Raw genomic sequence first — 23282 nt, forward strand, 5'->3', positions numbered from 1 at the left:
AAGAACACTTGCTTAAAAAGGAGGTTTTTATCATGACAGAAATGAAAAAACTATCTATCCACCGTGCTTTAACAGAATTAAAAATGCTGACTCTACGAATTGAAGCAGCAACAAATGAGGTTAGCGCAGTCGTAGCTAATCGAAAAAGCAATCGTAAAATTAATGGTGTAGACATTCCTGAATATGAAAAACAAATGCAAGCATCTTATGATAAAGTGGTAGGTTTAATTTCCTATCGAAATAAAATAAAAGCGTTAGTTGTGCAGTCCAATGCAAACACAAAGGTGATGGTGGGCAAAGAGGAAATGACTGTAGCAGAGGCAATTGAACGGAAACAATCCATTCAATACGAAAAGAATTTGCTAGAAGTTATACAACATCAGCATCGTTCAGCTATTAATACAGTTGCCAAAGAAAATGATGCGTTACCTGCAAAGCTGGAAACCTATTTAATTAACATACTGGGCAATAAAGATAAACAATCACCAGAGGAAGTCAAATTACATACCGAAACATTTATGAAAAGAAATGAGTTTGAAATCATTGATCCCCTAAATGTTAAACAACAAATTGAGAAATTGAGCAATCGGATTGAAGAATTTGAATCAGAGGTTGACGCTGTCTTATCAGAGTCGAATGCCACAACCTTTATTGAAGTACAAGTTTAACAAAATTTGCATGGCCTAGCGAAAATGGAAAACGAAAAGTCGCTCGCGCTTCAAGGCATGTGTGCGAGTTAAAACGTAAAACATGCCTTACTCCAATGTAACTTTCAACTAAACTGATTTGAAAGCTCAAAGGTAAAAGGTGAAAGTACAAAGCTTACGTTTTAAAGTTCTTTAGATAAAAGCTGAAAATTTAACATTTAATAGTCATTTAAATCCTGGGTTATTGGTTAAGGTATCGACTTTTCTGGACCATCCATCATCCACCAGGCAGCTTGTGCTGTGCATTAGAAAAAGGACGTTTCCAAAGGGATACGTCCTTTTCATATCATTTGTTTTTTAAAACAAGTTTTGCCACGCATTCCACTTGCGCAGTCTGTGCAAACATATCGACGGGTTGAATATACTCAACGTCATAAAGCTTCGCTAATTGTTGTAAGTCCTTTGCCAAAGTGGATGGGTTACAGGAGGTATAAACAAAACGCTTAGGTTTTAGTTTAAGGACTGTTCGAATAAACTCAGGTGCTAGTCCTGTGCGTGGCGGATCTACCGTAATTACATCTGGTGTAAATCCTTCCTTGCGCCATTTTGCTAGGACACTTTCCGCTGTACCCACCGCATATTTTGTATGCTTGAAGCCATGGTTGCGAGCATTTTTACGGGCATCCTGAATGCTTTCAGGGATGACATCCATTCCACGAACTTCCTTTGCTTTATCTGCTAACCATAATCCAATTGTGCCAACGCCACAGTATGCATCAACGACTGTTTCTTTTCCTGTTAAAGCAGCAGCCTTTTTAATTTCATCATATAGATGAACTGTTTGTGTTGGATTTAGTTGGAAGAAGGCGCGGGCAGATAAATCAAAAGCCAATTCGCCAAGCTCTTCATGAATTGTTTCTTTGCCATCAAGTACAATGGTTTCATCACCGAAGATTAATGATGTTTTTTCACGGTTAATATTTTGTGCAATGGATACAATACTTGGATCAATTTTTTTAATACGTGAAATTAATTCAGCTAAATGAGGGATTTCTTTTCGTGTTGTGACAAGAACAACTTGTGTCTCACCGGTACGAATCCCGGTACGTACAACAATCGTACGCACTAAACCATCTAGTGTACGACCATCGTAAATAGTAATATTTAGCTTTTGCAAGATTTTTCGAGTGGCGACGGTAATTTTGGAAGTAATTGGGTGCTGAACGAGGCAATCATTAATGTTTAATAGCTTATTACTTCCTTCAGCGAATAAACCCGCATAAACACGCTTGCCTTCTTTACGCACTTGGAATTGGCTTTTATTACGATAATGCCAAGGATCATCCATACCAAGAGTTTTTCGTACTTCAATTGTTTCGAGTAAAGGTTTGGCATAACGCTCTAATGCTTGTATAACAATGTCTCGCTTTTCTATTAGCTGTTTTTCATAGGTCATATGCTGAAGCTGGCAGCCGCCGCACTCATTGTACACTGGACAAGGTGCTTCCTGACGATGTTTTGAAGCTTTACGAATGGCTAAAATCTCTGCTTCAGCAAAATTACGTTGTGTTTTTGTTACTTGTGCTGTGATCTCTTCTCCAGGAATAGCTCCTTTTACAAATACTACATTGCGTTTATAAAATCCTACACCTTCACCATTAATACCTAGCCTTTTTATTGTTAGTGGGAATTTTTGTCCCACGGTCATTGTTGTTTGCTGCGTCAAACGTTCCACGTCCCTGCTCTATAATGTCATCTCCCCATTATAGCGAAGGAGCAGGCGATTGCAAAGCAACAGGGAAATCTTCGTATTCTAATACTAAATCGTCAAGTGATAAGAAAGTATAACCTTGCTTTTTAGCTTCTGCAATAAACATTGGTAATGCTTCTGCGTTATCCTGTGCTACTGTATGCATTAAAATAACAGCACCAGGATGCAATTGTTCCATAAGTGCATTATAAGCATAATCTGCCCCACGACGTTCATCTTTCAACCAATCCTTAAAGGCCACAGACCAAAAAATATGGCGATAACCTTCAGCATTGCCCACTTCTAGCACTTTTGCATTAAAAATACCTTCAGGTGGACGAGCATATGTTGTACGATCGATGCCTGTCAATTCACGTAATTTGCCATCAAACTTTTGCCATTCTGCACGCATGCCATCCGGCGAAAGTCGAGCCATATTAGGGTGTCCATATGAGTGATTCCCGATAGTATGACCATCCTTCACCATGCGTTTCACCAAATCGCTAGCACTGTCTAAGTAATGGCCAGTTAAAAAGAAAGTTGCAGGTACATTTTCTTTTTTCAATGTATCCAAGATACTTTCAGTAAAGCCGTTTTCATAGCCATTATCAAATGTTAAATAGGCAATTTTTTTATCTGCCTTCCCTTTATAAATCGCACCATATTTGTCGAGTAACTGATCGAGCTGTGCGCCTGCTTCTGCCTGCTCTCCGTTTTGAGCGCGTTTAAAGCCCCAATGGTGTTCATCAGAACCGGCAGCAAAAAATGGATTAAAGCTAATTCCTGCGGCAATAATAAAAGTAGCAATTACCGCGCCTACAATATGTTGTTTCCACATAAAAAACGCATCCTTTCTTTTTCATTAGAATGCGTAATTTCTAAAAAAATTATCCAACTTAATTTTTTCTAATCTTGAGTCTTTAACAAATTTTCAAGTGCTTGCTTTAAATAAGGGAATTTAAATATAAAATGTTGTTGTTCTAAAAGGGTTGGTAGCACTTGTTGTCCTTCTAACACAAGTTTGCTTTGTTCGCCGAGAGCTAAACGCATCGCAAAGCTAGGAACAGCTAGCCAATGACGTCTGTCCATAACTTTTGCAATCATTTGACCAAATTCCTTCATTCTCATTGGATGCGGTGCTGTTATATTAAATGGACCATGTATATTTTCATTTGTAATAGCGAAATAAATCGCACGTGCTACATCTTCAATATGTACCCATGAAAGCCACTGCTCTCCAGAGCCAATCGTTCCACCCACATGCATTTGATAGGGCAATAGCATTGGTGGAAGTGCGCCACCATTTCTACCTAAGATGACACCAAAGCGTGCAAGTGCTACACGAATGCCTAATGCTTCTGCTCGTTTCGCATGTCGCTCCCAATCGTGGACTGTGGTGCCTAAAAAATCAGTTGCGTAATCCGTAAAATCTTCATCATAGATGGTTTCTGTGGAAGTTGGGTAAATACCAACGGCACTAGCATTGATAAGGACTTTTGGCTTTATTGTGAGCATGTCCATTATTCGTACTATTTCCAATGTGGCATTCATTCGGCTCCAATAGATTGCTTTCTTTTGCTTTTTTGTCCAACGACCATTATTTAATGAAACACCTGCTAAATTCACAAAGGCATCCACACCTTCAAAGATTTCCAAAGATTGCTCCTGCTGCTGTAGCCATTGAACATAGTGAACGCCGTTTTCTAGCCTAGACTTATGACGTGTTAAGACAAAAAGGTCATGTCCGTTGTCCTGCAATAGCTGTATAAGAGCTTTTCCAACAAAGCCAGTACCACCTGCAATCACAATTTTCATAACAAGCACCTCTTTTCTCGAATAAAAAAGCTTACTAATAAGTTTATCATGTAACCAGAAAGTAAACATCTTTAGGCATTCATTGCGAGCAGGAAGTTTACCCGTGGAAGGGAAGAGAATACCCGCAAACAGAGGGGAATTAACCGCGCTAATTGTCAGATTCCCTATAAAGAAATGCTATAATGACAATAGTGAGGTGTTTGCTATGCGTATGATCACGAAAATTGCACGTCAAAAAAACAATCCTGAACGCTACAATATCTATTTAAATGAAGAGTATGCTTTTCCGGTTGATGAAGCCATTCTTATTCAGTTTGGTTTAACAAAGGGAAAGGTGCTCGATGAATTTGAAATCCAAGAAATTGCCTATGAAGATGAGATACGTAAGGCATTTAATAAGGGGCTAAACTTCTTATCTTATCAAATGCGAAGTGAGCATGAGGTTAAGAAAAAACTACTCGCCTTAGAATTTGGAGAAGCTGTAGTGTTAGAGGCGATCCAAAAGTTAAAATCCTATGGCTTTATTAATGATGAAAACTATTCAAAGGCATTGCTTGATACAAAGAAAGCCACTATGAAAAAAGGGCCGAGAGCCATTAGACAAGACCTGATCAAAAAAGGCATTGAGAAAAACTTGCAGGATGAGGTGCTTGCTACTTATAGTTTTGAGGAACAAGTAAAACTTGCTAAGCAACTTGCTGAGAAAATTGTTCGTGCGGAGAGCAAGAGGACGCCAACACAAATTAAGACCAAAATTCAAGATTACTTATTAAGAAAAGGTTATGCTTTTTCGATAGTGGAAGAGGTGCTTAGCCAAGTTGAGATAGGGCAGGATGATGACAACTGGCAGCAGTTACTCGATGCTCAAGGCGAAAAAGTTTGGAAAAAGTACGTATCGAAGTATACTGGTTATGAGCTAAAGATGAAGGTTAAACAGGCGCTCTATCAAAAAGGGTTTCCTATAGAAGTAATAGACCGTTTTATAGAAGAGAAGGAGAATGAAGAATGAGTGAAAAAAATTATGCAGCTATGTCTGAACATGAATTGCGAGAGGAAATTGCATTTCTAAAAGAGAAAGCTCGAAAGGCTGAACAGCTAGGAATCATCAATGAATTTGCTGTTTATGAACGCAAAGCTTTAATGGCTGCGGCTTATTTAGTGGATCTTGATACGATCGTTCCAGGAGAAATGTATCGTATTGATGGTTCAGATAATGAGTTTTTCCAAGTAGATTATTTAAAGGGACGCTTTGCTTGGGGTCACCGTTTAGGCGGGGACAAGTACCAAGAGGCACTACCAGTATCTATCCTTTCTCCAGTAAAGGTGGGCAAATAAATGGATGAAAAAATTGAGAAACTAACAGCAGAGTTACTTGCAAAGAATCCTCAGATGTCTGTTGGACGGGCGCAGGTTTGGGTAGAGTTGTTATGGAGTGATTTTGAATCAACTGCCGCGAAAGCAGGGTATGATTATCGTGGAGCAGAGTATACAGAAAAGCTTGTTCGTCAATTAATTGCTAGCTACGGTGATAAACTACACGCATTTGCCGGGCGTAATCCGAAATATATACATTTACTAGATGCTAGTGATGATATGGTACAATAATAAAACCCTGACCAATATTGGTCAGGGTTTACTGCTTAATTACTTGCACCAATTTGAAGTTTTTTCTGGAGCTTATCTTCTGTAAAGATCCAGCCTGTGTAAGACGTAATGATGTCATTCGCCTCATTTAAATGTGCTACGGCCACGAAAGGATAACGATTGTCACTACGGTAACGCAAATCGATTAACCGTACTTCTATTAGGCCGTTTTCAAGCTCTGAAATCTCCCATCGGTACATAGGGGAGAAGGACACAAATGCAGCTAAGTTAGGATCTTTCATTGCAGCATCTACAAGAGCCGTTTTAGGCAAAGGCTTAATTTCGAATTTATCATAAATATTAACAGTCCTTCCATATGCACGCCCAACATAATAATGAGTTTTGGACTTGGCTGCGATTCGCCAGTGAAAAAAGCGCATAGTAGGTGCTACAATGACATATTCTTCATCTTGAATGGTATGATGCACCGCATTTTTTACTGCTTTTTGCACGGCAAATCGTAAAATATAGTAAATCACGATAACGATATACATGATACTGAATGTCCATACTGGATTTGTACCAAATGCCCATAACACAATTCCGACACAATGTAAGGAAAAGATTATGGGATCGAATGTATTAATGACACCTAATGCAACCCATTTTCGAGAGAAGGGTCGAATTGCTTGTGTACCATATGCGTTAAAAATATCGACAAAAACATGAAGCGCCACAGCTAAAAATGTCCAAAGCCATAAATGTAACACATTCACGTCTTGCAAAATTAGTGATAAAACAATGGTAATTAAAATAGGCCAAATAGCTACAGCTGGTAGTGAGTGTGTAATTCCTCGATGATGTCGAATATAGATGGCGTTATTACGTAGTTTTAACACAGTGTCAACATCTGGAGCTTGTGAGCCAATAATTGTACCTGCCATTACTGCTGTAAAAGTCATTGAATGATCGGCTACTACAGGGTCGGCTAATGCAAGACCGCCAAGGGCAATACCCATAACGAAATGTGTACCTGAATCCAAAAATATCCACTCCTAGTATGCATTAAAATCGAGTACAATGTGCATACAACTTTATTTCAAAAATAATAAAAGGTATATTGAAATATTTTGACATTCATGTGAAAGAGACGATTATTGTCGATCTTTCACGAATATTCTTTACTTCATTATTGTATACCCTTTTCATCATAAATTAAATCGTAAAAACAACGGAGGTCACTGTGAATTACCCATATGTAACAGAATTTCGACAATCATTAGTTGACTGGTTTAACACAGAGAAGCGTGATTTGCCTTGGAGACACACAACAGACCCTTATAAAATTTGGGTATCTGAAGTGATGCTACAACAGACACGTGTCGACACAGTTATTCCTTATTACAATCGCTTTATGGAAAGTTTTCCAACATTAGATTTGCTTGCGGAAGCACCCCAAGAATATTTATTAAAGCATTGGGAAGGTCTTGGCTATTATTCCCGAGCTCGCAATTTACAAGCAGGTGCTCGTGAGGTTTTAGAAAATTACGGCGGTATAGTACCTGACAATCGCCATGAAATATCTAAATTAAAAGGTGTTGGTCCCTATACTGCAGGCGCTATTTTAAGTATTGCCTATAATAAGCCTGAACATGCAGTTGACGGTAATGTTATGCGGGTTCTAAGTAGAGTGCTTGATATACATGATGATATAGCCCTTCCGAAAACGAAGAAAATTTTTGAAGTGGCGGTTGAGGAACTAATTGATCCTCATCATGCTTCATCGTTTAACCAAGGCTTAATGGAACTAGGTGCACTTATTTGTACACCTACCTCTCCAAAATGTTTATTATGCCCAGTCAGAGAGTATTGCACCGCTTTTAATGAGGGAGAGCCAGAAAAATTACCTGTCAAATCAAAAAAGATAAAAATGAAGCATCTCACATATGATGTGCTCGTATATGAAAATGACAAAGGTCAATTTTTAATGCAGCAACGTCCTGAGGAAGGTCTGCTAGCTAACCTATGGCAATTTCCAATGATTGATACAAGTCAATCTTCAGCAGAAAACTTTACAAAGGAATATACAGTCAATGCACAGGCCAAACAGGAGCTACTTACATTTAAACATGTTTTTTCACATTTAACTTGGCATTTAAATAGCTATTATATAAAATCCGAGTCCACTGAGCTAGGTGATTGGCTAAGCCGTGAGCAAATAGAATTATTACCGATGCCTGTTCCTATGCTAAAAATTTGGGATGAAGTAAAAAAGCAAACCGCAGGAAAATAAATCCTTCTTAAAATCATCAAATCATGAGCATAAAAGTCATCACCTCCGTACACAATAACTAGCGTGGAGGTGAATGAAGGATGAAAAAACAAAACAACCAAAATTTCCAACCGAATAAAAACATGCAACGTCAAAGTGAAGAATTTGGTTATGAAACAGACGTAAATGAAGTGCAAAAGCAAAATGCGAAAGCAGAGCAAAAGAAAGCTCCAGCTTCTGGTCGTTTCTCAAAAACTAACCAAGATTTAGGTGAGTAACACTTTGTAACTGCATAATTGCATTTACCTCTAAGGGGCTGTCTTAAATCCGAAAAGATGAAAAAGACAGCCCCTTTTAAATTGTTTAGGTAAGTAAATCGTCAGCTGTAAAGGAAATCCTCTAAGTAATTAACTAAAAAATCCCATCAAAGCTGACATTATAATAAAATTCGCTTATAATTGACTAAATTTTATACAAATTCAAAATAGCGTAGTGAAATTTGTGGTTTTCTAACTACACCTTTCGCGTACACATTGCTATAATATACTAGAGACTGCTAGATTTAGGTAGCATAGACGAAAAGGTGGGCTAACAAAATGGCATTACCGGTAGAAGGAGAAACGATACAAATACATAGTTATAAGCACAATGGCCGTATCCACCGTGTTTGGCAAGAAACGATGGTTTTAAAAGGAACGAAAAATATCGTAATCGGTGCAAATGAACGGACACTTGTGACAGAATCCGATGGTCGTACATGGCTAACGAGAGAGCCCTCTATTTGCTACTTCCATGCGGAACACTGGTTTAACATCATCTGTATGCTACGTGAAGACGGTGTGTATTATTATTGCAATCTAAGCTCACCATTTGTTTTCGATAATAATGCCATTAAATATATCGACTATGATTTAGATATTAAAGTTTTTCCTGACATGTCTTATACCCTTTTAGACGAGGATGAATATGAGCTCCATCGTAAGGAAATGTCTTATCCTGATGTCATAGATAAGATTTTAAAGCGCAATGTCGATAAATTGATAAGCTGGATTCAACAAAAAAGAGGACCTTTTGCACCCGATTTCATCGATGTCTGGACAAATCGTTACAAATTCCAGCTTGATATGCAGTCAGATGATCGTTCATGACACCTATTAGTTTAACTAATAGGTGTTTTTTATTGGTGGGGAACAGAGAGCTGTAAAGGCAAAATCGAAATAGTTCGCTATAAAGTCACTATAACTGTATTTTAATCAAAATATTGCTATAATACTTAGGGCATTCATCTTCGAATGTCTGTTTCTTTTTGTAAGGATGTGATGATAAATTGGGAAGCATTAAGCGATATATGCGCTTTGTTAAACCATATACATGGGAAATTATTTTAACGATTATCATTGGTATAGTAAAATTTGCTATTCCACTATTTATTCCACTGCTCATTAAGATTGTATTGGATGACATTATTGCAGCAGATGACTTAACAGATGTAGAAAAAACAAAAGAATTATTTTACTGGCTAGGTGGAACTATTATTGTGTTCTTTATTATTCGTCCACCTATTGAGTACTATCGACAATATTTTGCACAACACGTAAGCAACAAGGTGCTTTTTGATATCCGTAAGGAAATTTATGCACATTTACAGCGTTTAAGTTTAAGGTACTATGCCAATACACGTGCAGGTGATGTTATTTCAAGGGTAATTAATGATGTTGAGCAAACAAAAACCTTTGTCATGACGGGGTTAATGAATGTTTGGTTAGATCTGGCGACGATTGTAATTGCGATTGCCATTATGTTAACCATGGATGTGAAGCTAACGCTAGTCGCATTGATCGCATTTCCATTTTATGCCTTCAGTGTGAAGTACTTTTTTGGCAAATTGAGAGATTTGACACGGAAACGTTCTCAAGCACTTGCGGGTGTACAAAGCTATTTACATGAACGTGTAGCTGGTATGAGCATTATTAAAAGCTTTACTTTAGAAAAGCATGAACAAAAATTGTTCGATTCAGCAAACGGTGAGTTTTTAGAAAAAGCACTTGATCAAACAAAGTGGAATGCAAAATCATTTGCTGTCGTGAATACTATTACAGATGTAGCGCCATTGCTCGTTATCGCCTATGCGGGCTATCAAGTAATAAATGGGTCACTTTCAGTTGGAACAATGGTTGCTTTTATTGCTTATATTGAACGTCTGTATGGCCCACTTCGTCGACTTGTTAGCTCTTCCACAACTTTAACGCAGTCAATCGCTTCAATGGATCGAATGTTCGATTTAATAGATGAGCCTTATGAAGTGAAGGATAAGGACTATGCTCGTGAACTCCCACGTGCAAATGGGCAGGTTCGCTTTCACAATGTATCCTTCCAATATGAAGAAACTGGCTCCCCTATTATAGATGCTATCGATTTAACGATAAATCCTGGAGAGACTGTTGCCTTTGTAGGGATGAGTGGTGGTGGTAAGTCAACGATTATCAGCCTAATTCCTCGCTTTTACGATACAACAAGCGGGCAAGTGACCATTGATGGAAACGATGTACGGGATGTCACTTTACATTCCTTACGATCTCAAATTGGTATTGTCCTGCAAGATAATATACTTTTTAGTGATTCTGTCAAAGAGAATATCTTAATGGGGAGACCAGATGCAACAGATGCACAAGTCATCGAAGCAGCGAAAGCGGCAAATGCCCATGACTTTATTATGAGTCTACCTAATGGTTATGACACAAAGGTTGGAGAAAGAGGAGTAAAGCTCTCTGGCGGACAAAAACAACGAGTTGCTATTGCGCGTGTGTTTTTAAAAAATCCACCGATTCTAATCCTGGATGAGGCTACTTCTGCATTAGATTTGGAAAGTGAGGCACTGATTCAAGAATCATTAGACAAGCTAGCTCATGAACGAACAACTATTATTATTGCGCACCGTCTTTCTACAATTACACATGCTGACAAGATTTTCGTTATCGATCATGGTCAATTAATCGAAAGTGGAACACATGAACAGTTAATGGACAGTCAGGGGACCTATTATAATTTATTCCAAGTACAGCATTTAGATTAAAATTTTCCGTAAATTACACGGTTTAAGAATTTTTTTCAAAAAAAGTCTTTCATTTATTTGAAAATGGAAGGCTATTTTTTTTTGAAAAATGTAAAAAATTATCTCTTTATAAGATTTTATTATTATCGAAGGCGATTATTGTAGAAATTCTATGTAATTTGCAGAATATTAATGATTGAAAGAGTAAGGATTTTTAGTTAGAATTATCTGAAAATAAGGAATTTAACGAAAGTTATAGTATTCTATTAATATTATTATACATTTAAGTAAAATATAGGTAGGGTGGGCGTTACACATGAGGAAAAAACTACTAGAAATAAAAGGTTTGAAAACAACCTTTTTCACAGATAATGGGCAAATTCCTGCTGTAGACGATATCGATTTTTCTGTCCATGAAGGAGAAATTTTAGGGATTGTAGGAGAATCGGGAAGTGGTAAAAGTGTTACGTCGCTGTCCATCATGGGATTAATTCCATCACCACCAGGTAAAATAACGGGTGGAGAAATTTTGCTAGATGGCAAAAATATTGCTAAATATACGGATAAACAAATGCAAAAAATACGTGGAAAAGACATTGCAATGATTTTCCAAGAGCCAATGACTTCGCTAAACCCTTTGTTCACGATTGGTGACCAGTTAAAGGAGGCTATATTAATACATAATCCAAAATGGTCGAAAAAGGAAGCGTTTGCAAGAGCGGTTGAAATCATGAAATTGGTGGGTCTACCACGTGCTGAGGAATTGCTAAAGGACTACCCACATCAGCTGTCTGGCGGAATGCGTCAACGTGTGATGATTGCTATGGCACTTGTCTGTGATCCACAAGTATTAATTGCGGATGAGCCTACAACTGCATTGGATGTTACGATACAAGCCCAAATTTTACAGCTTATGAAAGACTTAAATAAACGATTGAATACAGCTGTGCTGTTAATTACACATGATTTGGGGGTTGTCGCAGAAACTTGTGAGCGAGTGATTGTTATGTATGCAGGACAAATAGTGGAAGAGGCACCGATTCATGAAATTTTCACAAATCCGAAACATCCCTATACACAAGGACTCATTCAATCAGTACCTGACATGCGTTATAAAAAGGAAAATTTATACTCCATCCCTGGAAGTGTACCGAAACCAGGAAGTATTCAGGTAGGCTGTCGTTTTGCGGCACGCTGTGAATATGCAATGGAACGTTGTTTGCAGGAAACACCACCTTTATTTGAAGCAGCAGAGAATCATAAATCGAGATGTTTTTTACTAGAGAAGCAGGAGGTGGAGCAACGTGTCGAAAGCGTTATTAAAGGTTGAAGGGTTAAAAAAATATTTTCCGATTCGAAAAGGAGTCCTTAATTCACATGCCGGGGATGTAAAGGCCGTAGATGATGTTTCCTTTGAAGTATTTGAAGGGGAAACATTAGGAATTGTTGGCGAATCAGGCTGTGGTAAGTCCACAACGGGTCGCTTATTAATGCGTTTACTGGAGCCCACTGGGGGTAAGATAGAATTCGCAGGTAAAATGATTTCGGAATTATCCAACAACGAAATGAGGAAGGCACGTAGAGATATTCAAATGATTTTTCAGGATCCCTATGCCTCACTAAATCCTCGCCATAACATCGGCAAAATTTTAGAGGAGCCTCTTATTGTTCATGGGATAGGTAATGCCAAAGAGCGAAAACAGAAAGTGTTGGAGCTGCTTGAGATTGTTGGATTGAATGAATATCATATCAAGCGTTATCCGCATCAATTTAGTGGAGGGCAAAGGCAGCGTATTGGCATTGCTAGAGCCTTGATGACCAATCCACGCTTAATTATTGCGGACGAGCCAGTATCGGCACTTGATGTATCCATCCAGGCACAGGTTTTAAATTTATTGCAAAAGCTGCAAAAGGATTTAAAGCTAACTTATATTTTTATTTCCCATGATTTAGGGGTTGTGCGTCATATTAGTAATCGAGTTGGCGTTATGTATTTAGGTAAATTAGTTGAACTGACAGCGAGTGAGGACTTATATGCTGAACCGCTTCATCCATATACACAAGCACTTTTATCTTCGGTTCCTGTTCCAGATCCTACGTTTGAACGAGAGCAGATCATCATTTCTGGAGATATTCCAAGTGCATCAAACCCGCCAAGCGGTTGTACTTTCCATACGAGATGTCCGTTTAAAATGGATCAGTGCTCACAGGTAGTACCTAAAATGCAAGAAGTGAAACCGGGTCATTATGTTGCTTGCCATCTTTATGAGGCACTCCAACATTAAATGATATAAAAACTCATAGGGGGAAATTCGATGAAGAAAAAGAAGTTTTGGACTTTAGGTGTAATGCTACTCCTTATTCTTTCGACAATCTTAGCAGCTTGTGGCGGCTCAGATACGAAGGATACGGGTAGTAAAGATACTTCAACTAGTGGCGATACAGCTAGCAGTGGAGAACCAAAAATTTTAGTGTATGGTCGTGGTGGAGATTCTGTAGCACTTGACCCTGCTGTTGTTACAGACGGTGAATCCTTCACGGTGACAGCTAATATTTATGAAACACTTGTAAACTTTGGAGAGCGAGATGTAACAATTCAACCAGGCTTAGCCAAATCATGGGAGGCATCAGAGGATGGTTTAACGTATACTTTCCAGCTACAAGAAGGTGTGAAATTCCATGATGGCACAGATTTCAATGCTGAGGCTGTTGTTAAGAATATTGAACGTTGGAAAACAGGGGCAGATAAACACCCATACTTTAGTTCGCAATTTGTCGTTGGTGACAAGCAAGTAATTGAATCAGTAACTGCAGAGGGAGACTACACAGTTGTCTTTAAGTTAAGTCAACCTCAAGCGCCATTTTTGAAAAATTTAGCAATGTCTCCATTTGCAATTGCTTCTCCAACAGCATTTGAAGCAGATGAAGAAGGTTTATCAGCAAATCCTGTAGGAACAGGTCCATTCAAATTTGTTAGCTGGGTACGTAATGATTCAATCACAATTGAGAAAAACCCAGATTACTATATTGATGGCTATCCTAAATTAGATAAAGTAATTTATCGTTCTATTCCGGAAAACTCAGCACGTTTAAATGATTTATTAGCAGGCAATATTGATGTAGCTGATGGCTTAAGCCCATCAGATAAAGCAACAATCGAAGGCGATGCAAATTTACAGTTAATCGAACGTCCATCTATGAACGTTGGTTACCTTGGCTTAACTGTTACACGTCCACCTTTTGATAATGTAAAAGTGCGTCAAGCAGTCAACTATGCAATTGATAAACAAGCATTAGTGGATGCGTTTTATGAAGGGCTAGCTGAGCCAGCGAAAAACCCAATGCCACCAGTAATTTCTGGTTATAACGATGAAGTGACAGGCTATACGTATGATCCTGAAAAAGCGAAAGCATTACTTGCTGAAGCAGGCTACGATGGTAAGGAAATTGAGCTATGGGCAATGCCAGTACCACGTCCATACATGCCAGACGGACAAAAAGTTGCTGAAGCGATTCAAAAGAATTTAGAAGATGTAGGTATTAAATCTAAAATTGTATCATTTGAATGGGCTACGTATTTAGAAAAAGCTCAAAATGGTGAAGCAGATGCATTCCTACTTGGCTGGACAGGCGATAATGGGGATGCGGATAACTTCCTATACACGTTATTAGACGGCGATAATATTGGCTCTAATAACTATACGTTCTATGATAATCCAGAATTACACAAGATCTTAACAGCTGCTCAAACTGAGATCGATGAAGACAAGCGTAATGAACTTTATAAGCAAGCTCAAGTAATTATTTCTGAGGATGCTCCATGGGTTCCACTTGCTCACTCTATTCCAATTTTAGCTGCTAATGTGAAAGTGACGAATTATATTGCGCATCCTACTGGCTCTGACCGTTTAGATGCAGTAGATATTCAATAGTAAATTTCACCATTTTTAATTGAACAAAGAAATGTAATGTGAAGAATCTGCTTGCTTTTCTGCGGGTAAGCCGTGGAAATCTCGCAGATTCTTTTCAAGTAAAGATAATGATTATTTCCTGTATGAAAGATCTCAACTAAACATTCAAAACCGTTTAGTGAAGGCTCAACCTTTCAACAGTATATAAAGACTTCACAGTAGATTATGAAAATCATAGAGAGGTGATGAAAATGCTTCACTATATGGGGAGACGTTTACTTCAACTAATCCCAGTTTTGCTTGGAATGACTTTTATCGTCTTTATGTTGATACGAGCAATTCCTGGAAATCCAGCACAAGTTATTTTAGGACAACAGGCAACAAAAGAGGCGGTCGAGGCGTTAAACGCAAGTTTAGGATTAGATAAGCCCTGGTATACACAATATTTTAGTTACTTAGCAGGTATTTTTCAGGGAGATTTAGGGGTTTCCCTACGTACGAAACTACCTGTATCAGAAGAAATTTTCCCATACTTAGCAGCAACGGCTGAACTTGCACTATTTGCGATGATTATTGCAATTGTTATTGGTGTGAATGCGGGCATTATTTCTGCATGGTTCCAAAATTCTTGGTTTGATTATACAGCAATGATTATAGCGTTAATCGGTGTATCTGTACCCGTGTTCTGGCTTGGATTGATGGAGCAGTGGACATTTAGTAGTAAGCTTGGTTGGCTGCCTACTTCTGGTCGAGAAGATGTGCGAAATCCAATTACCGCCATAACCCATTTTTATTTATTGGATACGCTCATTCAAGGCCGCTTTGATCAATTCATCGAAGTCATAAAGCGCTTAATATTACCAGGAGTAGCACTTGCAACGATTCCAATGGCTATCATTGCCAGAATCACAAGGTCTTCCATGCTGGAAGTTATGCGCTCAGATTATGTGAGGACTGCAAGAGCAAAAGGACAAAAAATGTTTATTGTTGTTTATAAACATGCATTAAAGAATGCGGTTATTCCTGTGCTAACGGTAATTGGTCTACAAACAGGATTACTGTTAGGTGGGGCCATTTTAACAGAGACAATTTTTAGTTGGCCAGGAATTGGTCGTTATATTTATGATGCGATTGGCTTCAGGGATTATCCTGTGATTCAATCAGGTATTCTAATCGTTGCATTTATTTTCATCATGATTAACTTAATCGTGGATTTACTGTATACAGTAGTCGACCCACGTATTAAATACAAATAGAAGGGAGTTGCAAAGATGACTGGAGCAATTGATATAAAAAAAGAAGCAGCACCAGTTCGAGAAAAGGCAGTAGGCCCATGGCTCGAAGGCTGGCGTAGTTTTAAAAAGAGCAAAGTATCCCTTGTAGGAGCAGGAATTGTTATATTTTTTATTTTACTGGCTGTCATTGGTCCGTTCATTGCACCACAGGGCATCAATGAACAAGATTTAACGAAGCGTTTACTGGCACCATCCGCTGATCATTGGTTTGGAACGGATGATTTTGGACGGGATATTTTTTCGAGGATCATTCACGGTGCAAGGATTTCGCTATGGGTAGGCTTTTTCTCTGTTATTTTGTCCGTGATAATTGGTAGTTTACTTGGCATCATTGCAGGTTATTATGGTAAATGGGTTGATACGATAATTTCACGTATTTTTGATATTATGCTAGCTTTCCCTAGTATGCTACTAGCGATTGCAGTAGTGTCAGTGTTAGGTCCATCTTTACAAAATGCATTAATCGCTATTGCTATTATTAACGTACCGAATTTTGGGCGCTTAATCCGTTCTAAAGTTTTAAGTGTCAAGGAAGAAGAGTATATAGTAGCGGCAAAAGCAATTGGTATGCGTGATGCGCGAATTCTATTTTCACATATTTTGCCGAATTCCATAACCCCAATAATTGTACAGGGAACACTAGCAATTGCGACAGCCATTATTGAAGCGGCAGCATTAGGTTTCCTTGGGCTAGGGGCTCAAGCTCCAGCACCAGAATGGGGGAAAATGCTAGCGGATGCACGTAAGTTTTTATTAAATGCTCCGTGGACGATGATTTTCCCTGGTTTAGCTATTATGTTAACAGTTCTTGGCTTTAATCTAATGGGTGATGGACTACGAGATGCACTTGATCCAAAAATGAAAAGTTAGTAAATAGGAACAATAACCTTCTACAAGTTAGAAGGTTTTTTTAGCTACTTGGACCAATGGATATAAAAGGAACATTTTTACTACAAAAACGTTCTATGCTATAGAAAAAGGCGTGAGGGGCTTTCTAAAATAAGTGAAAACACCTTTTCGGAGCCATTAATTGAATTTTTTGTCACGTTATTTTAGACTTAATTTAAGTAGAAATCTTTTAGCTTAGTAGATTATATTGCTTACCATAAAATCTTTCGACTGAAATACATATTTTAGGAGGGTGTTAAAATTGGGGATTAATTTACAAAAAGGACAAAGAGTTGATTTAACAAAGGGTAACGCAGGATTAAATAAAATAAAAGTAGGTTTAGGGTGGGACCCTGTAGGTCAAGAGAAAAGTGGCGGCTTTTTAGGTGGTTTATTTTCCAGCAGAAATAGTGGCAGTGGCAGAAGTATCGACTGTGATGCTTCGGTATTGATGTTACAGGATGATAAGGTTGTTGCGGGTGACGATGTTGTTTATTTCGGGAAATTAACAAGTAGCTGCGGTTCTGTTCGACATTCAGGTGATAATTTAACAGGTGACGGCGATGGTGATGATGAGGTAATTACAATTGAGCTATCATCTGTACCTACGCAATATAACAAGCTTGTGTTTGTTGTAAACATTTATGATGCGGCAGGTCGCAATCAACACTTCGGTATGATTCAAAATGCATATATTCGTGTGTATGATGATAGGACAGGAAGCGAACTAATTCGCTATAATTTAACTGATAATTATTCGAATTTAACGACGTTAGTATGTGGAGAAATTTACCGTCATAATAATGAATGGAAATTTGCTGCGGTTGGTACGGGAACAAATGACATAAAGCTTGGCGACGTTGTTCGAAGATATCAATAAATAATTGACTAAATAGGAGGAATAAAAATTATGGGCATTTCACTACAAAAAGGTCAAAAGGTAGATTTAACTAAAACAAATCCAGGATTAACGAATGTTGTTGTAGGTTTAGGCTGGGATACAAATAAATATGATGGTGGTCATGATTTTGACTTAGACTCCTCTGTATTTTTACTTGCTGATACAGGCAAAGTTGCAGATCAAAATGATTTTATTTTCTATAACAACACTACAGGTGGCAATGGCTCAGTTGAGCATTCAGGCGATAATTTAACAGGTGTAGGCGAAGGTGACGATGAAGTGGTGAAAGTGGCATTAACTCAAGTACCTGCACATGTTCAGCGACTAGCCTTCACTGTAACAATCCATGATGCAGAGTCTCGCAGTCAGAACTTCGGTATGGTGTCTAATGCCTATATTCGTATTATAAATGCTGCTTCCAACGAAGAAATTATTCGCTATGATTTAGGCGAGGATTTCAGTATCGAAACAGCGATTGTTGTAGGGGAATTATATCGCCATAACGGAGAATGGAAATTTAATGCGATTGGTGCGGGCTATCAAGGTGGCTTAGCTGCTTTATGTAATGATTATGGCTTAAGTGTAAACTAAAATTTCATCTTTGGACAGAAAGGGAGATTTTTGAATGGCTATACAATTAAGTAAAGGGCAACGTATTGATTTAACAAAGCAAGATCCAGGCTTAAATAGCATTGGCATTGGTTTAGGCTGGGATGTAAAGCAATTTGACGGTGGGCAAGACTTTGACCTGGATGCATCTGTATTTTTACTAGATGCTTCAGGTAAATGTCGTAATGAACAGGACTTTATTTTCTATAATAATTTAGCGAGCCCAGACCAGTCTGTTGTCCATACGGGAGATAATCGTACAGGTGCAGGGGATGGGGATGATGAAAAAATTCTTGTCAACCTAAAGCAAGTATCACCTCAAATTGAAAAAATTGTAGTGACGGTTACTATTTACGATGCCGAGGGACGTCATCAAAACTTCGGGCAAGTTTTAAATGCCTATGTACGATTGACGAACGAAGAGTCGGGATCAGAGGTATTGCGGTACGATCTAGGCGAAGATTTCAGTATTGAAACGGCTGTAGTATTTTGCGAGCTGTACCGACATAATGGTGAGTGGAAATTTGCTGCAGTAGGCTCAGGTTACCAGGGTGGACTAGCTGCATTAATCAATGCATATGGCTTACAGTAACTAGTTTGAGAAATAGGTACATGACGAAGGATCTTGATTTTGTTTGGATGTATTAAATACATATGCTCACTGGCAGATGTGTGGACTTGTTTTAATAGATTCAGTATCAGGGCGCCAATCGTAATGCACTAAAAATATTTGCTAGTTTTTCGGGCTACCATCTTTCACATGAAATTATCGTTATTATTTTAATTGCTGCATTCTTATTGACATTTGTTATTTACAAGTTGAAGAAGAAAACAGCAGTGTAAACAAGGCACTGTATTGGTCTGTATGGAACAGGCTGATACAGTGCCTTTTTCACAAAAGGCATAGTTACTGGGGAGAGGATTAGATGCAACACTTTGCAACAGAAGCAGAGACGATTTTTTATAAGAAGCCACAGCCATTTACAAAATGGGAATCACCAGATATTTTGTCGTATGCTCTAGGTGCGACATTGTACATGCCAGCTTCCATGCCTACAATTGTGAGCTTGATTCGATCACAAAAATATAAGCAACTCACATCCCTCGTCATTGATTTGGAGGATGCAGTAGGAGATGCAGAGTTAGTAGATTGTGAAGCTAAGCTGATAGAAGATATTAGTGAACTATACGCACTCTATCAGCAAAAACAGCTATTGCTTCAGGAGCTCCCATTACTTTTTGTTCGAGTCCGACATGTTGAGCAATTTCAAAAGTTAACGACTGCTTTAGGGAAAAAGCAAGAAATATTAACAGGCTATGTCTTTCCAAAGTTTACAGCAGAACAGGGTGCACGCTATTTTGAACTGCTTGAACAAACCATTTTAGAAAATGATTTAATTTTATATGGTATGCCGATTTTGGAGAGCCGTGAGGTACTATATAAGGAATCTCGCTTAGAAGCATTATTAAACATTAAAGCAGTTCTACATCAATACAGAGCCCGTGTATTAAATGTGCGAATAGGTGCCACTGATTTTTGTGGTATTTACGGAATTCGCCGCCGTATGGATTCTACCATTTATGATATTAGTGTCATTCGAGATTGTATTGCAGATATTGTCAATATCTTAGGTCGTGAGGAAGATGGTTTTATTATCTCAGGGCCTGTGTGGGAGTATTTTAATAATCAACGTGTATTAAAGCCCGCACTTAGAGTGACACCATTTAGTGAGAAAGGTGGGCTCGATACAAGGAAAGCGTTGTTAGACGATTGTTTAGATGGATTAATGAAAGAAGTTTTAATGGATAAACAAAACGGCATAGTGGGAAAAACTATTATTCATCCGAGCCATATCCGTGTTGTGCATGCCCTCTATGCTATTTCGTATGAGGAATACTTAGATGCACTAAGTATTATAGAAAATAATGATGGACAAAAAGGTGTTATGAAAAGTCACTATGCTAATAAAATGAATGAAATTAAGCCACATATGAGATGGGCACAGCGGATTTTAAAACAGGCTCATGTCTATGGTGTCTATCATGAATCTGTCGATTTTGCCTCACTTTTATTACAGTCTGAAATAGGTGGTAATCTATATGCAACAACAAATGAGTAAATTAAGCATTTTACCGAATTATTCAATAGATATTGAAATTACCTACAATCCACATAATTTTGCGCTATCCAATTTATTTAAAATGGCGGCTCGGATTAATAAGAAAAGACAATTTTTGTTTGTAAGCACAGTACTAGGCAAACATTTGGCTGTCCGTCCGCAAATCCCTTTACTAACAGGAACTCTTTTAGCTATGCTGTATCAGCAGCATCTTACTGGACAAAAGATAATGGCTTCGTCTGTCGTAAAAGCTTTAAAAGACGGGGCTAATTTGGATGTAGTACAAAAATCCATAGAAGGAACCCTAGAATTAACGGATGAAACATTATTTATTGGCTTTGCAGAGACGGCAACAGCACTTGGACACGCAGTATTTAATGCCTTTCACTCGAATGCTATGTATATCCACACAACACGTGAAGTGCTGCCTGATTTTGAGCCATTTGTTACGTTTGAGGAAGAACATTCACATGCGACAAGCCATAGAATTTATACGGAGGAACCAGAATTTTTACTGCAAGCTAAGCGCATTGTGTTAATTGATGATGAGATTACGACGGGGAATACGGTCATTAATATTATTGAGACATTAAGACAGAAATTTCCTTTAGTGAGACAGTATGCGGTACTATCTATTTTAGATTGGCGTTCAAAACAGCAGCAATCCATCTTTAAGCAATTAGAAGTACAATGGGATATCTCTATAGAATTCATCTCCATTTTGAGTGGGAATTTTAGCTGTTCAGGTATGCCAAGCTTAACAAGCACGCAACCAAATTTACAAACACAGGCTACAGAGGATATAGAACTATGGCCAATTCAGGCGCCTGTTGATCGCAAATTCTATCAATCTGTTGCGGAGAATGGTTTAGTAAATAATCAGCCTTATCTAGTAGCGACAGGGAGGTTTTTGCTCACTTCAAAACAGCATGTTGCACAAAAGAAATCGTTACAAGCTATCGCTAAGCAATTACAAGAGCTAAGAACAATCGGGCCAGCGCTTGTTATTGGCACGGGTGAGTTCATGTATGTTCCTATGCAAATTGCCTCTTATTTAGGAAATGATGTTTACTTTCAATCAACTACTCGTAGTCCAATCTATTGTACGGATGATTTGGGATATACGATTAACGAAAAAATAGCCTTTGAAAGTCCAGAAAATAACGGGGTTACTAATTATTTATATAATCTTCAAAGCCAGTCTTACACGGAACTTTTCTTCATTGTGGAACGTATAGCAAGTAAAGCGGTAGTTGCTCGTGTGGTGAAGGCATTACAAGAAGCCACTAAAGCCAAAGTATACGTAATTAGTATGCATGAATTGGAGGGAGAACGATGATATCGACTTTGCAGCCAGATAAAATGGGGAGTTATGCACCAGAGGACGTTATTTTTTTATTGCGTGATATTGGAAGTGCATTCCTTGAAATGGATAATGAGAAACGTGAACAGCTCATTCAATCGGGCATACATTATTCGGAAATGCTGCCAGTAGAGCAGCAACCATCTGATACCTACATGAATCTTTTTTATAAAGCGCTAGATGCTTATGCAGAAAGAATAGCAATCGCAGTTGGCGTAGTGGCAGAGCAAATCATTGAAAATAGAGGGTTAGAAAATTTAATTCTTGTGAGTTTAGCTCGTGCAGGTACACCCATTGGTATTTTAATCAAACGGTATATAGCCATACGTTATCATGTGAATGTTCCACATTACTCCATTTCTATACTACGTGGTCGTGGTTTTGATGAAACGGCAATTCGTTATATTTTGACACAGCACCCTCTAGGAAGTCTTCAATTTATTGATGGTTGGACAGGAAAAGGGGCAATTACCAATGAATTAATTCAATCCTGCCAAAAGTTTAACTTACAATATCAAGCACAGTTAAGCGCCAATTTAGCTGTTTTGGCTGATCCTGGCCATTGTGCCGCTATTTATGGAACTCGTGAGGATTTTTTAATACCTTCTGCTTGTTTAAATTCAACTGTATCTGGTTTAGTGAGTAGAACGGTATTAAATTTGCAGTTTATGGATGCAAACGATTTTCATGGTGCAAAATACTACAAAGAATTAGAGGCCGTAGATGTCTCCAAGCTGTACATAGAACGTATCGTCACATGTTTTGAACAAGTACAGAGTAAAATTGTGCTACAAATTCAAGAGCAGGAATTCTCTCCGATTACTTGGGAGGGCATGAAGTCCGTGCAAACAATTCAACGAGATTTTGGTATTGATAATATTCATTTCATTAAGCCAGGTGTTGGGGAAACGACAAGAGTTTTGCTGCGAAGGATACCTTGGAAAATTTTAATTAACCCACATTACATGGATGAGCTAAAACATATTTTGTTATTAGCACAGGAAAAAAATGTATTGGTTGAAGAGTATTCGTATATGTCCTATGCATGTTGTGGTTTGATCAAAGAATTATAGAG

General features: G+C 38.2%; 23 protein-coding genes. 19 read left to right on the top strand and 4 right to left on the bottom strand.

The features are described from left to right. Window positions 1–32 precede the first annotated feature (32 nt). Entirely contained in the window at window positions 33–668 is a 636-nt protein-coding gene (locus tag CD31_RS08830) for a hypothetical protein (RefSeq protein WP_036076970.1), read from the top strand. 325 nt (window positions 669–993) lie between these two features. On the opposite strand, the gene rlmD is transcribed toward CD31_RS08830, so the two are convergent. The 3 genes from rlmD to CD31_RS08845 all read right to left on the bottom strand — a co-directional run bounded on the left by rlmD (window position 994) and on the right by CD31_RS08845 (window position 4212). Beyond that, on the bottom strand, window positions 994–2373 hold the full coding sequence (rlmD, locus tag CD31_RS08835) for a 23S rRNA (uracil(1939)-C(5))-methyltransferase RlmD (RefSeq protein ID WP_081977481.1): 1380 nt from the start codon (window positions 2371–2373) through the stop codon (window positions 994–996). A 37-nt stretch (window positions 2374–2410) separates the two neighbouring features. Beyond that, window positions 2411–3235, bottom strand: coding sequence for a polysaccharide deacetylase family protein (locus CD31_RS08840; protein WP_016995377.1), 825 nt, complete (start codon window positions 3233–3235; stop codon window positions 2411–2413). A 68-nt stretch (window positions 3236–3303) separates the two neighbouring features. Next, the gene (locus tag CD31_RS08845; protein WP_036076971.1) at window positions 3304–4212 is read right to left on the bottom strand and encodes a TIGR01777 family oxidoreductase; all 909 of its coding nucleotides are present in this window, start codon (window positions 4210–4212) and stop codon (window positions 3304–3306) included. 205 nt (window positions 4213–4417) lie between these two features. Between CD31_RS08845 and recX the strand changes: the two genes are divergently transcribed. From recX to CD31_RS08860, 3 genes are read left to right on the top strand one after another with little or no spacing between them, the layout of a single operon-like run. Further along, window positions 4418–5221: a recombination regulator RecX gene (recX, locus tag CD31_RS08850; RefSeq protein WP_036076974.1), complete on the top strand. Its 804-nt coding sequence runs from the start codon at window positions 4418–4420 to the stop codon at window positions 5219–5221. Further along, window positions 5218–5547: a YfhH family protein gene (locus CD31_RS08855; protein ID WP_036076977.1), complete on the top strand. Its 330-nt coding sequence runs from the start codon at window positions 5218–5220 to the stop codon at window positions 5545–5547. The genes recX and CD31_RS08855 overlap by 4 nt, the downstream gene beginning before the upstream one ends. Continuing rightward, complete coding sequence (locus CD31_RS08860; protein ID WP_036076979.1) at window positions 5548–5817, top strand: YfhJ family protein; 270 nt, start codon at window positions 5548–5550, stop codon at window positions 5815–5817. A gap of 35 nt (window positions 5818–5852) precedes the next feature. Here CD31_RS08860 and CD31_RS08865 read toward each other — a convergent pair whose 3' ends face one another. Continuing rightward, window positions 5853–6839 carry a metal-dependent hydrolase gene (locus tag CD31_RS08865; RefSeq protein ID WP_016995053.1) on the bottom strand — a complete coding sequence of 329 codons (987 nt, stop codon included), beginning with the start codon at window positions 6837–6839 and terminating at the stop codon, window positions 5853–5855. Between the two features lie 200 nt (window positions 6840–7039). Here CD31_RS08865 and mutY point away from each other — a divergent pair, with 200 nt between their 5' ends. The 15 genes from mutY to CD31_RS08935 all read left to right on the top strand — a co-directional run bounded on the left by mutY (window position 7040) and on the right by CD31_RS08935 (window position 23280). Beyond that, window positions 7040–8089 (top strand): A/G-specific adenine glycosylase, encoded by a 1050-nt coding sequence (mutY, locus tag CD31_RS08870; RefSeq protein WP_016995054.1) that lies wholly within the window; start codon window positions 7040–7042, stop codon window positions 8087–8089. Between the two features lie 80 nt (window positions 8090–8169). Further along, complete coding sequence (locus CD31_RS22960) at window positions 8170–8346, top strand: gamma-type small acid-soluble spore protein (protein ID WP_008173504.1); 177 nt, start codon at window positions 8170–8172, stop codon at window positions 8344–8346. Window positions 8347–8664: 318 nt separating this feature from the next. After that, window positions 8665–9216, top strand: a complete 552-nt coding sequence (gene ntdP, locus CD31_RS08875; RefSeq protein WP_016995055.1) for a nucleoside tri-diphosphate phosphatase — start codon at window positions 8665–8667, stop codon at window positions 9214–9216. 179 nt (window positions 9217–9395) lie between these two features. Continuing rightward, window positions 9396–11141 carry an ABC transporter ATP-binding protein gene (locus tag CD31_RS08880; protein ID WP_036076981.1) on the top strand — a complete coding sequence of 582 codons (1746 nt, stop codon included), beginning with the start codon at window positions 9396–9398 and terminating at the stop codon, window positions 11139–11141. Window positions 11142–11436: 295 nt separating this feature from the next. Beyond that, entirely contained in the window at window positions 11437–12450 is a 1014-nt protein-coding gene (locus tag CD31_RS08885; protein ID WP_016995057.1) for an ABC transporter ATP-binding protein, read from the top strand. Next, complete coding sequence (locus CD31_RS08890; protein ID WP_016995058.1) at window positions 12425–13405, top strand: ABC transporter ATP-binding protein; 981 nt, start codon at window positions 12425–12427, stop codon at window positions 13403–13405. Before CD31_RS08885 ends, CD31_RS08890 begins: the two co-directional genes overlap by 26 nt. A gap of 30 nt (window positions 13406–13435) precedes the next feature. Beyond that, window positions 13436–15052, top strand: coding sequence for an ABC transporter substrate-binding protein (locus tag CD31_RS08895; RefSeq protein ID WP_036076983.1), 1617 nt, complete (start codon window positions 13436–13438; stop codon window positions 15050–15052). Window positions 15053–15282: 230 nt separating this feature from the next. After that, the gene (locus CD31_RS08900; RefSeq protein WP_004230491.1) at window positions 15283–16287 is read left to right on the top strand and encodes an ABC transporter permease; all 1005 of its coding nucleotides are present in this window, start codon (window positions 15283–15285) and stop codon (window positions 16285–16287) included. Between the two features lie 15 nt (window positions 16288–16302). Further along, window positions 16303–17196: a nickel transporter permease gene (nikC, locus tag CD31_RS08905; protein WP_036076986.1), complete on the top strand. Its 894-nt coding sequence runs from the start codon at window positions 16303–16305 to the stop codon at window positions 17194–17196. 280 nt (window positions 17197–17476) lie between these two features. Beyond that, a complete protein-coding gene (locus tag CD31_RS08910) occupies window positions 17477–18094 on the top strand; it encodes a TerD family protein (RefSeq protein WP_016994005.1) in 618 nt (205 codons plus the stop codon). A 30-nt stretch (window positions 18095–18124) separates the two neighbouring features. Continuing rightward, window positions 18125–18706, top strand: coding sequence for a TerD family protein (locus CD31_RS08915; RefSeq protein ID WP_016994006.1), 582 nt, complete (start codon window positions 18125–18127; stop codon window positions 18704–18706). Between the two features lie 34 nt (window positions 18707–18740). Further along, a complete protein-coding gene (locus CD31_RS08920; protein ID WP_016994007.1) occupies window positions 18741–19316 on the top strand; it encodes a TerD family protein in 576 nt (191 codons plus the stop codon). A 334-nt stretch (window positions 19317–19650) separates the two neighbouring features. After that, window positions 19651–20844: an HpcH/HpaI aldolase/citrate lyase family protein gene (locus tag CD31_RS08925; protein ID WP_036076989.1), complete on the top strand. Its 1194-nt coding sequence runs from the start codon at window positions 19651–19653 to the stop codon at window positions 20842–20844. Then, window positions 20825–22183 (top strand): phosphoribosyltransferase family protein, encoded by a 1359-nt coding sequence (locus CD31_RS08930; protein ID WP_036076991.1) that lies wholly within the window; start codon window positions 20825–20827, stop codon window positions 22181–22183. Before CD31_RS08925 ends, CD31_RS08930 begins: the two co-directional genes overlap by 20 nt. Continuing rightward, a complete protein-coding gene (locus CD31_RS08935) occupies window positions 22180–23280 on the top strand; it encodes a cysteine protease StiP family protein (protein ID WP_036076994.1) in 1101 nt (366 codons plus the stop codon). The genes CD31_RS08930 and CD31_RS08935 overlap by 4 nt, the downstream gene beginning before the upstream one ends. Window positions 23281–23282: the final 2 nt, after the last annotated feature.

Origin of the sequence: Lysinibacillus boronitolerans JCM 21713 = 10a = NBRC 103108, from assembly GCF_000772935.1 — a bacterium.
Lineage (GTDB): Bacteria > Bacillota > Bacilli > Bacillales_A > Planococcaceae > Lysinibacillus > Lysinibacillus boronitolerans.

Excerpts from the sequence above, each read along its gene's own strand:
- CD31_RS08830 (WP_036076970.1), top strand. The coding sequence starts at position 33 with ATGACAGAAATGAAAAAACTATCTATCCACCGTGCTTTAACAGAATTA.
- CD31_RS08840 (WP_016995377.1), bottom strand. The coding sequence starts at position 3,235 with ATGTGGAAACAACATATTGTAGGCGCGGTAATTGCTACTTTTATTATT.
- CD31_RS08845 (WP_036076971.1), bottom strand. The coding sequence starts at position 4,212 with ATGAAAATTGTGATTGCAGGTGGTACTGGCTTTGTTGGAAAAGCTCTT.
- recX (WP_036076974.1), top strand. The coding sequence starts at position 4,418 with ATGCGTATGATCACGAAAATTGCACGTCAAAAAAACAATCCTGAACGC.
- CD31_RS08855 (WP_036076977.1), top strand. The coding sequence starts at position 5,218 with ATGAGTGAAAAAAATTATGCAGCTATGTCTGAACATGAATTGCGAGAG.
- CD31_RS08860 (WP_036076979.1), top strand. The coding sequence starts at position 5,548 with ATGGATGAAAAAATTGAGAAACTAACAGCAGAGTTACTTGCAAAGAAT.
- CD31_RS22960 (WP_008173504.1), top strand. The coding sequence starts at position 8,170 with ATGAAAAAACAAAACAACCAAAATTTCCAACCGAATAAAAACATGCAA.
- ntdP (WP_016995055.1), top strand. The coding sequence starts at position 8,665 with ATGGCATTACCGGTAGAAGGAGAAACGATACAAATACATAGTTATAAG.
- CD31_RS08885 (WP_016995057.1), top strand. The coding sequence starts at position 11,437 with ATGAGGAAAAAACTACTAGAAATAAAAGGTTTGAAAACAACCTTTTTC.
- CD31_RS08895 (WP_036076983.1), top strand. The coding sequence starts at position 13,436 with ATGAAGAAAAAGAAGTTTTGGACTTTAGGTGTAATGCTACTCCTTATT.
- CD31_RS08900 (WP_004230491.1), top strand. The coding sequence starts at position 15,283 with ATGCTTCACTATATGGGGAGACGTTTACTTCAACTAATCCCAGTTTTG.
- nikC (WP_036076986.1), top strand. The coding sequence starts at position 16,303 with ATGACTGGAGCAATTGATATAAAAAAAGAAGCAGCACCAGTTCGAGAA.
- CD31_RS08915 (WP_016994006.1), top strand. The coding sequence starts at position 18,125 with ATGGGCATTTCACTACAAAAAGGTCAAAAGGTAGATTTAACTAAAACA.
- CD31_RS08920 (WP_016994007.1), top strand. The coding sequence starts at position 18,741 with ATGGCTATACAATTAAGTAAAGGGCAACGTATTGATTTAACAAAGCAA.
- CD31_RS08925 (WP_036076989.1), top strand. The coding sequence starts at position 19,651 with ATGCAACACTTTGCAACAGAAGCAGAGACGATTTTTTATAAGAAGCCA.
- CD31_RS08930 (WP_036076991.1), top strand. The coding sequence starts at position 20,825 with ATGCAACAACAAATGAGTAAATTAAGCATTTTACCGAATTATTCAATA.
- CD31_RS08935 (WP_036076994.1), top strand. The coding sequence starts at position 22,180 with ATGATATCGACTTTGCAGCCAGATAAAATGGGGAGTTATGCACCAGAG.